This window comes from Alloalcanivorax venustensis, assembly GCF_047495515.1.
Lineage (GTDB): Bacteria > Pseudomonadota > Gammaproteobacteria > Pseudomonadales > Alcanivoracaceae > Alloalcanivorax > Alloalcanivorax venustensis.
On sequence record NZ_CP179934.1, the window covers coordinates 3,098,288 to 3,112,379 of the forward strand.

Consider the following 14,092-nt stretch of genomic DNA (forward strand, 5'->3'; position numbering starts at 1 on the left):
CCACGTCTTAGAGGCGGGTCCAGTCGAAGGCGGGGCCGGGGTCCGTCTTGCGGCCGGGCGCGATGTGCTCGTGGCCGGTGATGGCGTCGTTGGACAGGCGCGGGTAATGGGCGATCAGAGCGTCGAGCAGCGCGCGCAGGCTGCGGTACTGGGCGTCCTCGAAGGGGACGTGGTCGGCGCCCTCCAGCTCGATGCCGAGGGCGAAGTCGTTGCAGTTGTCACGGTCGCGCCAGCGGGAGACGCCGGCGTGCCAGGCGCGCTGGTCGCAGGCGACGAACTGCACCAGCTCGCCGTCGCGGCGGATCAGAAAGTGGGAGGACACCTTCAGGTCGCGGATCTCTTCGAAGTACGGGTGCTCGGACGGGTCCAGGCGATTCTGGAAAAAGGCTTCCACCTGGGGGCCGCCGAACTCTTCCGGCGGCAGGCTGATGTTGTGGATCACCACCAGGGAGATGTCTTCCGGGTCCGGGCGGGCGTTGAAGTTGGGCGACGGCACTTTGCGCGCCTGGTCCACCCAGTGATTGGTGAGTGTCAGCATGGGGCTATTCTCGCGGGCGGGGCCCGCTCCCACAAGACGTCAGGCGCTTTGCATGCGGCGCAGGTCACTGATCACGGCTTCCAGGGCGCGGTCGAACAGGGCGCCGTCCTCGATCAGTTTGACCTCGCCGTCGTGGAGCGCCTGGGCCAGGCCGGCGGCATCGTATTCGCGCACCTTGATGCCGCGCCGGTTGATGAACACCAGCTTGGCGCCGTCGCGGATGTTGGCGGCCAGCTTGGCGCGCTGGGCGTCCTCGCCGTCGCCGATTTCCAGCCACTGGCCGGCGCGCAGGCGCCGGGCCCGTGCCACCAGCTCGTGGTCGTCGGGCAGCGCCGAGGGGGCCGGCGGTTCGGGCTCCGGCGCCTTGGGCACCGCCACCCGCTCGGTCTCCAGCCCCTTGATCAGGCTGTCGTGGACGGCCAGCAGGTCGTCCAGCAGAGCGCGGGTTTCGCCGGCGTCGTACTGAATGGATTCCAGACCGTGCTCCAGCGCGCGCACCACTTTCGGGCTCAGGTCGCGCAACTTCTCCAGGTCCGCCGGGGCACGGTGAGGCATCACGCTCCACACCAGCGCGTCCACCACCTTGGCGTAGCGGCGCCAGGTATCGCTGTCCTCGCCCTGGCGCAGCCAGGTCAGGTAGAGCACCTGCTGCCAGCCCTGGCCCAGCAGGCGCACCGCCACGTCCGGCACCTGGCGGCCGGCCAGGCGCGCATCGATATAGCGGCGCACCGCGTCGGCGGCCTGCTCGGCGCGGGCCTTGCCCTCCTCGGCTTCGCGCACCCGCTCGGCGACGCGCTCGGCGCGGGCGCGCTGGTCGCTGAAGAACGATTCGAACTCCGCCAGCAGCTCGCTGAACAGGCCGGCGTCTTCGTCGTAATCGTCGATGATGGCGTGCACCGCCCGGTCGATGCGCTGGTAGGTCTCGTCGTCATAGCCCTGCTGCGGGTCCCACTGGCAGCCGGCGCGGGCCAGGGTGTTGAGCAGCAGGCGGGCGTCGTGCTCTTCGTTGCTGAAGAAGGTCTTGTCGGCGATCGCCACCTTCAAAAGAGGAATCTGCAGCCGGCCGATCAGCGCCTTGATTTCCGAGGGCAGGCCCTCGTCGTCGAGGATGAAGTCGAACAGCATGGCGACCAGGTTGATGACGTCGTCGTCCGCCTGATCCAGGGCGTGGATGGCCTCGCTGTTCTCACTCTCGAGCAGGTCGGAAAGCTCGTCCTTAACGCTGCGGTCCTGGGCGTCGGCGCCGCCCTCCAGGGCATGCTCAAGGCGCTGCAGGCGGGTGAGCAGGCCGAACAGGTCCTGGCTGCTGACCGCCTGCACCGGCGCATCGGCGGTGAGCGGGGCGCCGTTCAGGTGGGCCACGCCGTTGTGCATGATCGCCATGCCGGAGGTGGGCGCGGCGCCACCGCCGGCCACGGGCGCGCCGGCGCCGGCGGGCGCGGACGCACCGGAAGCCGGCGCGCCGCCGGCGGGGCCCAGCCCGCGCAGGGTGGTGAGCAGTTCCTGAAGCAGCCCGAACATGGCGTTGTCCGCCGGCGGCGCGGCCGCCGAGGCCTCACCCGCCGAGGACGTGCCGCCGGCGGTACGGGGCTGTTCCGAGGCCGCCGAAGCGCCCGAGCCGGAGGCCCCGGCACCCCCGCCGCTCTCGCCGGCCGGACGGCTCCGAGGCACGGGCACGGTTTTCATATCGGGCAGCACGCCGGCGTCGGCCAGCACCTGGTTGGCCTCGTTGACCATGGCGCCGGCCTCGTCCATCACCACCCGCTCGAACAGCTTGAGCACGATCAGGCGGGCGCGGATATCCAGGGACAGCCGCTCCAGGCAGGTGGAGAAACAGGCGGCCAGGTTGCGCGGCTCCAGGGGGTTGTTCCGTTCGGTGACGTCGACCTTGCTCTCGAACAGGTACTCGAGGCGGTGCTGGAAGGCGCGCAGGGCCTCGTCGTGGCCCTTGCGGGCGCGGCGGGCCAGGTTGTCCAGGGCGACCGTGGTTTCCAGCTCTTCGTGTTTCACCAGCGCCAGGTCTTCCACCGCCACCTTGCCGGTGGCGCGCTCCCGATCGTCCGGGGTGCGGGCGCTGTCCTGGAACAGATTACCCAGCGCCTGCCGGAAGCCGGTCTCCAGGGCGCCGCGCTGCAGGCGCAGCTCGCGCATGGCGTCGAAGTAGCGGTCGCGCTCGCTGTCGGTCTCTTTCTCCGCCAGATCGAACAGGGTGTCGTCGGCGCCGTCGAGCATGTCCGCCAGCAGTCCGCCGGCGCGCTCGGTAATGCGGTCACGCACGCGCTCGAGCGGCCTGGGCAGGCTCAGCGCGCGGCCTTTACCGCCTTCCAGCGGCTTGAGGCGGGTAACTTTGGACATGGCACACACCTTGGCGGCGACAAACGTGATCTACGAAGACCACTACGAATTTCCGTACGAAGAGTACCTTAGCACCGCCCTGTGCCGAGAAGTTTGAACCAATCCGCGATTCGGGGAATATCTGGTAACACCGTACAAAGAACCGCGATCGGACTCAATCTTGAGCGCTTCCCCTTACCGGTCATTTTCCCTACTCTGGCTATTTCCCGGTTGACGGAACGTGAAGGCCCGCCTCACGGCACGCGTTATGCACGCTGAACCCTGCCCACAACAAAAATGAACCCAGGACACTGCAAAGGAAAGACCGGCCATGACCGAATTTGTTGACCTCTTGAAACAGATCAGCGGCCTGCTGTGGGGCTGGCCGGCGCTGATCCTGATCGCCGGCACCGGCATCTACCTGACCATCCGCCTGACGTTCCTGCCGATCCGCCGGCTGGGCTTCGGCTTCCGGCAGATCGTGGCGCCGGCCACCGGGGTGGGCACCATCGGCGCCGGCGCGGCGCTGGCCACGTCGCTGTCCGCCACCATCGGCACTGGCAACATCGTCGGCGTGGCCACCGCGATTCACTCCGGCGGCCCCGGCGCCCTGGTGTGGATGTGGCTGATCGCCCTGGTGGGCATGGCCACCAAATACGCCGAGGCGGTGCTTGCGGTGCACTACCGGGAAAAAGACAGCCTCGGCCAGTACGTGGGCGGCCCGATGTACTACATCCGCAAGGGGCTGGGCGAGAACTGGGCCTGGCTGGCGCTGCTGTTCGCGGTGTTCGGCATGATCGCCGGCTTCGGCATCGGCAACACCGTGCAGGCCAACTCCGTGGCCCACGGCCTCAATGACAGCTTCGGCGTGCCCACCTGGGCCACCGGCCTGACCCTGGCGGTGCTGGTGGGCCTGGTGGTGCTGGGCGGCATGAAGCGCATCGCCCGGGTGGCCACCTTTATCGTGCCGTTCATGGCGCTGACCTACCTGCTGGCCGGCCTGTTCGTGCTCGCCGACCACGCCAGCGCCCTGCCCGCCGCCATCGCGCTGTGCTTCAACGACGCCTTCACCGGCACCGCCGCCGCCGGGGGCTTCGCCGGCGCCGCCGTTAAAGAGGCGATCCGCTTCGGCATGGCGCGCGGCATCTTCTCCAACGAAGCGGGCCTGGGCAGCGCGCCCATCGCCCACGCTTCCGCGCACACCGACCACCCCGCCCGCCAGGGCAGCATCGCCATGCTCGGCACCTTTATCGACACCATCGTGGTATGCTCCGTCACCGGTCTGGCCATCGTCGCCACCGGTGCCTGGACCAGCGGCGAGGAAGGCGCGCCGCTCTCCGCGCTGGCGTTTTCCAGCACCTTCGGCACCCTCGGCAACGCGGTGGTGGCCTGCGGCCTGGCGGTGTTCGCCTTCACCACCCTGCTGGGCTGGAGCCTCTACAGCGAGCGCTGCACCCAGTACCTGTTCGGCGACAAAGCCCTGCTGCCCTTCCGGATAGTCTGGGTGCTGGTGGTGCCGGTGGGCGCCATCGTCGGGCTGGACCTGGTGTGGGCCCTGGCGGACATCATGAATATTCTAATGGCGGTTCCCAACCTGATCGCGCTGCTGCTGCTGGCGCCGGTGGTGGTCCGCCTGAGCAACGAGTTTTTCAAAACGAATGGATAAAGACAGCACCCTGCCCGACTACGTCGGCGACCACCTGACCCGCGCGGTCGCCTTCGCCCTGGAAGAAGACCTGGGCGACGGCGACCTCACCGCCGGCCTGATCGCCGCGGACGACACCGCCACCGCCACCATCCTCACCCGCGAGGACGCGGTGCTGTGCGGCACCGCCTGGGCCGAGGAAGTGTTCCGCCAGCTCGGCGGCGTGAGCCTGGAATGGCACGCCAAGGACGGCGACCGGCTGGCCGCCGGCGACGTGTTCTGCACGCTCACCGGCAACACCCGACGCATCCTCACCGGCGAACGCACCGCCCTGAACTTCCTGCAGACCATGATGGCCACCGCCACCACCGCGCGCCGCTACGCCGACGCCGTGGCCGGCACCCGCGTGACCGTGCTCGACACCCGCAAAACCCTGCCCGGCCTGCGCGCCGCGCAGAAATACGCGGTGCTGTGCGGCGGCTGCCAGAACCACCGGGTGGGCCTCTACGACGCCTTCCTGATCAAGGAAAACCACATCACCGCCTGCGGCTCCATCACCGCCGCCATCCGCGCCGCCCGCGAACAGGGCCCCGGCAAGAAGATCATCATCGAGGTGGAAAACCTGGACGAACTGCGCGAAGCCGCCGCCCTCGCCCCGGACCAGATCATGCTCGACAACTTCACCCCGGAAATGCTGGAAACCGCCCTCGACCTGGCCGGCCAGAGCGCCCTGGAAGTGTCCGGCAACCGCACCCTGGACGACGTCAAAAAGCTGCCCGGCGCCCGCGACCTCTTCCTCTCCGCCGGCGCGCTCACCAAGCACGTGCAGGCCATCGACCTGTCGCTGCGGCTCGGCTGAGGGCAGGCCTAGCTTTGAGCGGACCTCGATCACCTAAAGTCACTGACGTCTTTTTCAGAGGCGGCTGACAGCCAATTCAATCCTCTTAATGACACCCTGCCTCCTTAACGGATGGAGGCAGCCAGTGACAACAACGGAAGCATCCCAGCAAGACGACTACGATTCGCCTTGGAAAGAAGCCATCGAGATAATGCTGGCCGATTTCATGGCGTTCTATTTTCCTGATGCCTGGCGGGCCATCGACTGGCAACAACCCCACCGCTTCCTGGATCAGGAGCTGCAGAAGATTGTGCCGGAGTCCGGCACCGGGCGGCGCGTCGTCGACAAACTGGTGGAAGTAGCCCTGGTGCAGGGCGGCGACCAATGGATCCACCTGCACATCGAGATCCAAAGCAGTCGTGAATCCGACTTCGCCGAACGCATGATGATTTACCACTACCGCATCTTCGACCGGTTCCGCCGGCCGGTGGCCAGCCTGGCCGTGCTGGCCGACAATCAGCCCGGCTGGCGGCCCGGTCCTTACCGGCAATCAACGCTCGGCTGCCAATGGATTCTGGATTTCCCCAACGCGAAGCTGCTCGATTACCGTCGGCGGGAGAAAGACCTTGCCGGCAGCGACAATCCCTTCGGCCTGGTCACCCTTGCTCACCTGCGCACCCAAGGCACCCGAAACCAGAGCGCACGGCGCTACCGGGCCAAATACCGCCTGATCCGGTTGCTCTATGGCAAGGGCTGGGCGAAAAGCCGTATTATTCAACTGTTACGCATCATCGACTGGCTCATGGCGCTGCCGCCGCACCTGGAACAAAGTCTGCGGCAACGAATCACCGCCATCGAAGGAGAAACTCACATGCAATACGTCACCAGCTTCGAACGCCTCGCTAAGCAGGACGGCGTGCAGCAAGGACAAGTCGAGTTGTTGATCCGCCAACTCACGCATCGCTTCGGGCCTTTACCAGACGAGATACGCCCCCGCCTGGAGCGAGCCACACCTGCGGAGATTGAAACCTTGGCCGACCGCATATTGGAAGCCAACTCGCTGGAACAGGTTTTCGAGCAAAACTAACCAGCGGGTCGCGTTTAGTCGAGCTCCTGAGTGAGAAGGACCAGTTTGCCCTTCTTGAACTGCTTGATCTCACTGATGCCGTCAAGAATCTCCGCGCCGAGGCTTCTACCACTCATTACGACATCACACTCATCGCCCTCCGCATGGGCAATGGCCTCTTCAAGCCCCTGCTTGATGTGTTCGAACGCGCTTCTCATAAAGATACCTTTTGCGCCAACTCGGACGATAAGCAATTAAACGCATAAAAGGTAGCCCAGCGAGCTGTCCCGATCAACACCGCGACCGGGCAAACGCAAGACCTGACCCTAATGCCAGGTCCCTCACCCTCCGAACCAAGCCATGCTATAAACGGTCCAATGAAGTAAGCACCGGCCAACCCGGCAAGGAGGCACCATGCACCGCATCGCCCTGATTACCCTCGCCGCCCTGCTCACCACCGCCTGCGCCTCATCCAAACGCGTGGTGGTGGACAAGCAAGGCATCGACGAAGCCCAGTACCAGCAAGACCTCACCGACTGCCGCGCCATCGCCGACGAAGTCAGCACCGGTCGCGACGCCGCCGAAGGCGCCGCCGGCGGCGCCATCATCGGCGGCATTCTGGGCGCTATCTTCGGCAACTCCGGCACGGCCGGACGCATGGCCGGCGGCGGCGCCGTGATCGGTGCCGCCGGCAAAGCCGGGGACGCGGAGCAGGAGAAAAGCCAGGTGGTTAAGAACTGTATGCGGGGGCGGGGTTATCGGGTTTTGAATTGAGGACGAATAGCGCCACCTTTAAAAGACCGGTGGGCCAGAAGACGAAACGGAAGACCTAACCCCGTTGCTGCCGTTTATCGATCGAAAAGCTGATCGACTCTAATCGGGCTTTTTATCTAAGAGCCCCAAAAGGGCCATGGAAGAGACAAAAAGCAAGCTCTCGTCCTTAAAAGGTTCGCACAAAAAGAATCGCAAATAAAAAGGCCCTGTCCAAAGAACAGGGCCTATTCTGTACGCTAACTATGTACGATTTAACGACACTCAGCCGGTAAATACTTAGCGTCGAGAGTGGTCCCAGCACCAGAGCAATCCCAGGTGATAGCACCTTCCGGCAACGTACCCGCAGCGAGCGCACCGTTATTATCGGACGGAACATAGGCGATATTGCCGCCACCGGCTTTGGCTGTGGTAGTAACGGTGATAGTGCCAGTTGCACCGTCAAGCGCGACAGCGGCAACGTTATCTGTAGCGTTAGGCGCAGTCCAGCCAGAATCCAGAGTAGCTGCACCCGCAGATGCGTTTTCCGCCACTGTGGTTTTCGCACCAGACGCCAATGACATTGCTTCAGCGACACGGGCACGCACCGTATAGTCCTGATAAGCCGGGATAGCTACGGCCGCCAGAATACCGATGATAGCAACTACGATCATCAGTTCGATAAGAGTAAAACCCTTCTGCACTTGTTTCATTTCAGCTTCTCCAGACTCGAAACTTTATTATGTGCTCACCCCCGAGGCGAGCGCCTGCACTGAGGCTATGCAGCTATTGGGCCAACTTTCACGCACCGGGTTTCCGGCTCTGGAGGTCGCTTCACCCACCAAACCGCTGCCATTTTTTGTCAGGCGCTGACAAAGAACGTCACTCTTTATGGCCTCTCCTGACCAAACCTGTCACTTAAGGTGGCGATACAACTAACGAAGCCAACCCCTTGATCGTAGGCTCTTTACAGCAGGTAGGAAGGCTGCCAATCTGCTTCGGGGGGTAAGTATAAATAACCATGATCATTTCATATGAATAGTTCCGCTGCATCTTTAAGCGGCCTGGCCCGCCGCCTTGTAAAGGAAGGCCACCTCTCCATGGAAGCGGCGCAGACCGCCGCCGCCGAAGCGCGGCAGGCGCGGGTGGCGCTTGTTCATCATCTAGTGGCGGGCGGCCACGTCAGCGCCGCCGTGGTGGCGCGCTCCGCCGCAGAGGAGTTCGGCGACCCGCTGATCGATCTGAACGCTTTCTCTAAAGAGATGATGGTCAAGGACATCGTCGACCCCAAGTTGATCACCAAGCACACCATCCTGCCGCTGCTGCGGAGGGGCAGCCGCTTGTTCGTGGCGGTGTCCGACCCCACCAACCTACCGGCTCTGGAAGAGATCCGCTTCAATACCGGCCTGAATGTGGAAACGGTAATCGCCGAGGACGACAAGCTGCGGCGCTGGATCGATCAGCTGGAGTCCGAGCAGGAAGGTAAGGCGTTCGACAATCTGGATGACGATCTGGATAACCTGGAGACCGCCGATACCGATGCTGTGCCCAGTGGTGGCGAAGACGCAGCGGCAGGCTCTGACGATGCGCCCATCGTGCGCTTCGTGAACAAGCTGCTGCTGGACGCCATTAAAGGTGGCGCCTCGGACCTGCACTTCGAACCCTACGAAAAGACCTACCGGGTGCGGTTCCGTCAGGACGGTATTCTGGAGACGGTGGCCAAGCCACCGATCACCACCGCCAGCAAACTGGCCGCCCGCCTTAAAGTGATGGCGCGCATGGACATTTCCGAGCGCCGGGTGCCCCAGGACGGCCGAATCAAGCTGAAGATTTCCAAGAGCCGGGCTATCGACTTCCGTGTTAACACTTGCCCTACCCTCTATGGCGAGAAGATCGTGCTGCGGATACTGGACGCGGAAAGCGCCAAAATGGGCATCGATCACCTGGGCTACGAGGAAGACCAGAAGAAGATGTATATGGATGCCCTGAGCAAGCCTCAGGGCATGATTCTGGTTACCGGGCCTACCGGTTCGGGTAAGACCGTGTCTCTCTATACCGGCGTGAACATCCTCAATACGCCAGAACGGAACATCTCCACGGCGGAAGATCCGGTGGAGATCAACCTGGAGGGGGTCAACCAGGTCAATGTGAACCCCAAGCAGGGTATGGAGTTTTCCACCGCCCTGCGTGCCTTCCTGCGCCAGGACCCGGATATCATTCTGGTGGGGGAAATCCGGGATCTGGAGACCGCCGAGATCGCGGTGAAAGCAGCGCAGACCGGTCACTTGGTGCTTTCGACCCTGCACACCAACAGCGCGCCGGAGACGCTGACCCGACTGCGCAATATGGGCGTGCCGTCGTTCAATATCGCCACTTCCGTGATTCTGATTATCGCTCAGCGACTGGCCCGGCGGCTGTGCGAGCACTGCAAGGAGCCTGTGGATGTGCCCAGGCAATCGCTGGTTGAGATGGGTTTCACGGACGAGGACATCCAATCCGGGTTTACTGTGTACGGCCCCAGTGGCAAAGGCTGCGAGAAGTGCAAAGGCGGCTACAAGGGGCGCGTGGGGGTTTACGAGGTAGTCCGCATCACCGACGGCATTGCGCGCATCATCATGGAGGAAGGTAATTCCATCCAGATCGCCGACCAGTGCCGCAAAGAGGGGTTCAACGATCTGTACCGTTCCGGCCTGATCAAGGTCATGCACGGCGTCACCAGTCTTGAGGAAGTGAGCCGGGTGACCAGCGGGCACTAAACTATACGGTGGGTCAGGGTTTCGACTATGGCAAAAACAGCGACAGCACAAAAATCGGCCACCTTTGCCTATGAAGGTATCGACCGCAAAGGCAGCCGGGTCAAAGGGGAAATCACCGGCAAAGGGCCGGCTCTGGTGCGCGCCGAACTGCGCAAGCAGGGCATCCAGGCCAAGAAGGTGGTGAAGAAGCGCGAGATCAACCTGGGCGGGAAAAAGAAAATCAAGCCCATGGATATTGCCCTCTTTACTCGCCAGATGGCAACCATGATGAAAGCCGGCGTACCACTGGTGCAGGCTTTTGAGATCGTTTCCGATGGTCTGGAAAACCCATCTATGCGTGATGTGGTTCTTAAACTGAAAACCGATGTAGAGAGCGGTAACAACTTCGCCGGAGCACTGCGTCAACATCCACGCCTGTTCGATGATCTCTATTGTAGCCTGATCGAGTCCGGCGAAGCTTCCGGCTCACTCGAAACGATGTTGGACCGCGTTGCCCTCTATAAAGAAAAAACCGAAGCGCTAAAGCAGAAAATCAAAAAGGCGGTAAAATATCCTATTGCCGTTATCTGCGTGGCCGTTGTCGTAACTGGCATTCTACTGGTCAAAGTGGTTCCTACTTTCCAAGAGCTTTTTGAAGGCTTTGGTGCGGAACTGCCTGCTTTCACGCAGTTTGTTATTGGGTTATCAGAAGGCCTCCAGGCCAACTTCCTAATGGTCATCATTATTACTGCGGCCTTAATTATTGGTTTTACGGAAGCCCGTAAGCGGTCACAACCCTTCCATGACGCAGTAGATAGACTTTTGCTTCGTATCCCCGTGGTAGGGCCGATTACCCATAAAGCCACCGTGGCCCGCTTCGCCCGTACCCTTTCCACCACATTTGCAGCCGGGGTGCCTCTTATTGAAGCACTGGATGCCTGTGCCGGCGCCACTGGCAATGTGGTTTACCGGAAAGCCGTACTTCAGGTTAAAGAAGACGTGGCGACCGGCCAGCAACTTCAATTCGCGATGCGCTCCACCGGCGTATTCCCAGCCATGGCGCTGCAGATGACTGCCATCGGTGAAGAATCCGGCGCGCTCGACGCCATGCTGGGTAAAGTCGCCACCTACTATGAAGACGAAGTAGATAACCTGGTGGACGGTTTGACCAGCATGCTGGAGCCGATGATCATGGCTATCCTCGGCGTGCTCATCGGCGGCCTGATCATCGCCATGTACCTCCCCATCTTCCAGCTCGGCGCGGTGGTTTAACGGTGCAGCTTCTCGATTACCTGGCGGCCAGCCCGGCCGCCCTGATTCTGGTTTGCGTGCTGTTCGGCCTGCTGGTGGGCAGCTTCCTGAATGTGGTGATTCACCGTATTCCCAAGATGATGGAGGCCACTTGGCGCCGGGAGGCCCGTGAGCTATTGGAGCAGCCGGCGCCCAAGGGCGAGGCTGAGCCGCCCATCTTCAACCTGGTGACGCCCGGCTCCCACTGCCCGCACTGCAACCACCGCATCCGCTGGTACGAGAACGTGCCGGTGGTGAGCTGGGCGCTGCTCAAGGGCCGCTGCAGCGGCTGCAAGGCACCGATCAGCAAGCGCTATCCGATTATCGAGCTGCTCACCGCGCTGGTGGCGGGCCTGTGCGCCTGGCGCTTCGGTTACGATCCCTGGTTGATCTTTATGCTGTACGGCAGCTTTACGCTCCTGGCCCTGGCGGTGATTGATCTGGACACCACCCTGTTGCCGGACGATCTCACCTACCCGCTGTTGTGGGCGGGCCTGCTGGCCGCGGTAATGGGCATCTCCCCGGTGAGCCTGTCCGATGCGGTGATCGGGGCCATGGCCGGCTATCTGGCGCTGTGGAGCCTGTACTGGGTGTTCAAGCTGCTCACCGGCAAGGAGGGCATGGGCTACGGCGACTTCAAGCTGCTCGCCGCCCTGGGCGCCTGGCTGGGCTGGCAGTATCTGCCGGTGGTGGTGCTGCTCTCCTCCGTGGTGGGTCTGGTGTTCGCGGTGTCGATGATGGCCAGCGGCAGCGTGAAGCGGGATCAGGGGATCCCGTTCGGGCCCTATCTGGCGATCGCCGGGTGGATCGCGTTGCTCTGGGGTGAGGCGATTGTGAGCTCCTACCTGGGGCTGTTTAACCTCGGGTAGCGGTCAATCCCACCGAACGCGCTTCTCTGGTATCCTGCCGGCCGGCTTTGCCGGCCTTTCGCGGGCTGGGCCCGCTCCCACAAGGCCCGCTCCCACAAACACTCTCGGATTCCGGAGCCTTCTATGTTTGTTGTCGGCCTGACCGGCGGTATCGGCAGCGGTAAGACCGCGGCCACGGACCATCTGGCGCGGCGCGGTGTGACCATTGTCGATGCGGACCTGGCGTCGCGGGCGGTGGTGGCGCCGGGCGAGCCGGCGCTGGACGCCATTGTCGACCGGTTCGGTGCGGTGCTGCAGGACGACGGCAGCCTGGACCGTCGCGCGCTGCGCGATATCGTGTTCAGCGACGAGCAGGCGCGCCGCGATCTGGAGGCGATCACCCACCCGGCCATCGGCCGTGAGCTCTACCGGCAGATCCACACCAGCGATTCCCCTTACACGGTACTGGTGTCGCCGCTGCTGCTCGAGGGTAGCCAGAAAGAGATGGTGCACCGTATCCTGGTGATCGACGTGCCGCCGGAGCTTCAGGTGGCGCGCACCGTGGCGCGGGACACCGTGCCCGAGGCGCAGGTGCAGGCGATCATGCGCGCCCAGATGGACCGCGAGCGTCGCCTGGCGGCGGCCCACGACGTGGTGGAGAACCACGGCCCGCTGCGGCACCTGCATGAGCGGCTCGACGCCTTACATGAAACGTATTTGGAACTCGCGCAACGACATGGCGGATAACGAACAGCCCACCCGTATTTACCCCTGCCCGCAATGCCGGAAACCCTCGCGCTGGGACGATAACCCCTGGCGGCCGTTCTGCTCGGAGCGCTGCAAGCTGATCGACCTGGGCGACTGGGCGTCGGAGCGTCATGCGATTCCCGGCGAGCCCACCGATCCGATGGATGATTTCGATAACCTGAGCTGAGGGTATCGGATAGGGCTCTGGGATCCTGCCGGCCGGCTTTGCCGGCCTTTCGCGGGCTGGGCCCGCTCCCACAAGGCCGCTCCCACAAACAGGCTGCCTACCAAAAGGCGCGAATGCCGGCGAGCCCAAAGGCGCCGTTGTGGAGCGCTGTGTCCAGGTCTTGCGGGGTGACGCCGCCGAGGGCGTAGAACACCAGCGGTTTGCCTTCCACCAGGGCGCGGAAGCGGTCCCAACCGAGGGGTTGGGCGTCCGGGTGCGTAGCGGTGGCGTGGACCGGGGAGAGGGTGGCCATTTGCGCGCCCCACTCTACCGCTTGGGCGATTTCCTGCTCGTTGTGGCAAGAGGCTGAGAGGATGCCTTGGAAGTTTTGGAGGGCCTGTTCAAAGTCTCTGGGATCCTGCCGGGCGCTGCGCGCCCTTTCGCGGGCTGGGCCCGCTCCCACAGAGGCCCGCTCTCGCAAGAGCCCGCTCCCATCAAGACCTGTCAGGTGGAGGCCGAAAGCGTGTTCGCGGGTGGCGAGGTGGGCGTCGTCGCGGATCCAGAAGCGGACGCCGCGCGCGCGGCAGCGGGCGGCGAGCTCGGGGAGTGCGTCGCTTTGCGACCATTGCCGCAGGTAGAGGCCGTGGCTGTCGGGGTCGAGCCGGTCGATGCCGGCGAGTACGTCCTGGTAACCGAGCCCTTCCGGGGGAATCACCAGTTGCCGGGGCAGTTTGAGGGCGGTGACCACCGGTTGGTTGGCGGCGGGGAACTGGCGGCTGGAAAGCTCGTGCAGCGGCACCCATTCCACCGGCTGGCCTTCGCGGCCGTGGGGCTCGCCGGTGTAAGCGGTCACTTCGCGGAAATGCAGCGTCACGCGCAGGTCCGGGTAGCGGTGGCGCACGGTCATAAAGGGCTGGGAGCGGGCGCCTTGCATGCCCAGTTCTTCGTCGAGCTCGCGCGCCAGGGCCCGCTCCAGGGGCTCGCCCTCCTCCACTTTGCCGCCGGGGAATTCCCACAAGCCGCCCTGGTGTTTGTGCTCGGGGCGGCGGCTAAGGCAGAGGCGGTCTCGCCGATCACGGATGATGGCGGCGACGACGGTTATTTCGGGGAGAGATTCAGACATAGGCTCGTGTCG

At 63.6% G+C, this 14,092-nt stretch carries 13 protein-coding genes; 9 read left to right on the forward strand and 4 right to left on the reverse strand.

Annotation, left to right across the window (positions count from 1 at the left end; all coding sequences use genetic code 11):
* Positions 1 to 7: 7 nt before the first annotated feature.
* On the reverse strand, positions 8 to 538 hold the full coding sequence (gene ampD / locus ACMG4O_RS14525) for a 1,6-anhydro-N-acetylmuramyl-L-alanine amidase AmpD (protein WP_414434042.1): 531 nt from the start codon (positions 536 to 538) through the stop codon (positions 8 to 10).
* A gap of 39 nt (positions 539 to 577) precedes the next feature.
* Positions 578 to 2,893, reverse strand: a complete 2,316-nt coding sequence (locus ACMG4O_RS14530; RefSeq protein ID WP_414434043.1) for a DUF1631 domain-containing protein — start codon at positions 2,891 to 2,893, stop codon at positions 578 to 580.
* Between the two features lie 310 nt (positions 2,894 to 3,203).
* Here ACMG4O_RS14530 and ACMG4O_RS14535 point away from each other — a divergent pair, with 310 nt between their 5' ends.
* The 4 genes from ACMG4O_RS14535 (at position 3,204) to ACMG4O_RS14550 (ending at position 7,195) form a co-directional block, all read left to right on the forward strand.
* The gene (locus ACMG4O_RS14535; protein ID WP_414434044.1) at positions 3,204 to 4,538 is read left to right on the forward strand and encodes an alanine/glycine:cation symporter family protein; all 1,335 of its coding nucleotides are present in this window, start codon (positions 3,204 to 3,206) and stop codon (positions 4,536 to 4,538) included.
* On the forward strand, positions 4,531 to 5,376 hold the full coding sequence (gene nadC / locus ACMG4O_RS14540; RefSeq protein ID WP_414434045.1) for a carboxylating nicotinate-nucleotide diphosphorylase: 846 nt from the start codon (positions 4,531 to 4,533) through the stop codon (positions 5,374 to 5,376). Before ACMG4O_RS14535 ends, nadC begins: the two co-directional genes overlap by 8 nt.
* Positions 5,377 to 5,500: 124 nt before the next feature.
* Positions 5,501 to 6,442: a DUF4351 domain-containing protein gene (locus ACMG4O_RS14545; RefSeq protein WP_414434046.1), complete on the forward strand. Its 942-nt coding sequence runs from the start codon at positions 5,501 to 5,503 to the stop codon at positions 6,440 to 6,442.
* A 393-nt stretch (positions 6,443 to 6,835) separates the two neighbouring features.
* Positions 6,836 to 7,195 (forward strand): glycine zipper family protein, encoded by a 360-nt coding sequence (locus tag ACMG4O_RS14550; RefSeq protein ID WP_370185368.1) that lies wholly within the window; start codon positions 6,836 to 6,838, stop codon positions 7,193 to 7,195.
* Between the two features lie 251 nt (positions 7,196 to 7,446).
* Here the strand turns inward: ACMG4O_RS14550 and ACMG4O_RS14555 are convergent, their stop codons facing one another.
* Positions 7,447 to 7,884: a pilin gene (locus ACMG4O_RS14555; protein WP_414434047.1), complete on the reverse strand. Its 438-nt coding sequence runs from the start codon at positions 7,882 to 7,884 to the stop codon at positions 7,447 to 7,449.
* Between the two features lie 321 nt (positions 7,885 to 8,205).
* Between ACMG4O_RS14555 and pilB the strand changes: the two genes are divergently transcribed.
* The 5 genes from pilB (at position 8,206) to ACMG4O_RS14580 (ending at position 12,978) form a co-directional block, all read left to right on the forward strand.
* Positions 8,206 to 9,927 carry a type IV-A pilus assembly ATPase PilB gene (pilB, locus tag ACMG4O_RS14560; protein WP_414434048.1) on the forward strand — a complete coding sequence of 574 codons (1,722 nt, stop codon included), beginning with the start codon at positions 8,206 to 8,208 and terminating at the stop codon, positions 9,925 to 9,927.
* A gap of 27 nt (positions 9,928 to 9,954) precedes the next feature.
* Complete coding sequence (locus ACMG4O_RS14565; protein ID WP_414434049.1) at positions 9,955 to 11,178, forward strand: type II secretion system F family protein; 1,224 nt, start codon at positions 9,955 to 9,957, stop codon at positions 11,176 to 11,178.
* Positions 11,179 to 11,180: 2 nt separating this feature from the next.
* The gene (locus ACMG4O_RS14570) at positions 11,181 to 12,065 is read left to right on the forward strand and encodes a prepilin peptidase (RefSeq protein ID WP_414434050.1); all 885 of its coding nucleotides are present in this window, start codon (positions 11,181 to 11,183) and stop codon (positions 12,063 to 12,065) included.
* A gap of 123 nt (positions 12,066 to 12,188) precedes the next feature.
* The gene (gene coaE, locus ACMG4O_RS14575; protein ID WP_370209635.1) at positions 12,189 to 12,791 is read left to right on the forward strand and encodes a dephospho-CoA kinase; all 603 of its coding nucleotides are present in this window, start codon (positions 12,189 to 12,191) and stop codon (positions 12,789 to 12,791) included.
* Positions 12,751 to 12,978: a DNA gyrase inhibitor YacG gene (locus tag ACMG4O_RS14580; protein WP_414434051.1), complete on the forward strand. Its 228-nt coding sequence runs from the start codon at positions 12,751 to 12,753 to the stop codon at positions 12,976 to 12,978. The genes coaE and ACMG4O_RS14580 overlap by 41 nt, the downstream gene beginning before the upstream one ends.
* A 97-nt stretch (positions 12,979 to 13,075) precedes the next feature.
* Here the strand turns inward: ACMG4O_RS14580 and mutT are convergent, their stop codons facing one another.
* Positions 13,076 to 14,080: an 8-oxo-dGTP diphosphatase MutT gene (gene mutT, locus ACMG4O_RS14585; RefSeq protein WP_414434052.1), complete on the reverse strand. Its 1,005-nt coding sequence runs from the start codon at positions 14,078 to 14,080 to the stop codon at positions 13,076 to 13,078.
* Between the last annotated feature and the right edge of the window lie 12 nt (positions 14,081 to 14,092).

Bases quoted from the DNA above. Each gene is read 5' to 3' on its own strand.
- ampD (WP_414434042.1), bottom strand. From the start codon at position 538: ATGCTGACACTCACCAATCACTGGGTGGACCAGGCGCGCAAAGTGCCG.
- mutT (WP_414434052.1), bottom strand. From the start codon at position 14,080: ATGTCTGAATCTCTCCCCGAAATAACCGTCGTCGCCGCCATCATCCGT.
- pilB (WP_414434048.1), top strand. From the start codon at position 8,206: ATGAATAGTTCCGCTGCATCTTTAAGCGGCCTGGCCCGCCGCCTTGTA.
- nadC (WP_414434045.1), top strand. From the start codon at position 4,531: ATGGATAAAGACAGCACCCTGCCCGACTACGTCGGCGACCACCTGACC.
- ACMG4O_RS14535 (WP_414434044.1), top strand. From the start codon at position 3,204: ATGACCGAATTTGTTGACCTCTTGAAACAGATCAGCGGCCTGCTGTGG.
- ACMG4O_RS14530 (WP_414434043.1), bottom strand. From the start codon at position 2,893: ATGTCCAAAGTTACCCGCCTCAAGCCGCTGGAAGGCGGTAAAGGCCGC.
- ACMG4O_RS14555 (WP_414434047.1), bottom strand. From the start codon at position 7,884: ATGAAACAAGTGCAGAAGGGTTTTACTCTTATCGAACTGATGATCGTA.
- ACMG4O_RS14565 (WP_414434049.1), top strand. From the start codon at position 9,955: ATGGCAAAAACAGCGACAGCACAAAAATCGGCCACCTTTGCCTATGAA.
- coaE (WP_370209635.1), top strand. From the start codon at position 12,189: ATGTTTGTTGTCGGCCTGACCGGCGGTATCGGCAGCGGTAAGACCGCG.
- ACMG4O_RS14550 (WP_370185368.1), top strand. From the start codon at position 6,836: ATGCACCGCATCGCCCTGATTACCCTCGCCGCCCTGCTCACCACCGCC.
- ACMG4O_RS14580 (WP_414434051.1), top strand. From the start codon at position 12,751: ATGAAACGTATTTGGAACTCGCGCAACGACATGGCGGATAACGAACAG.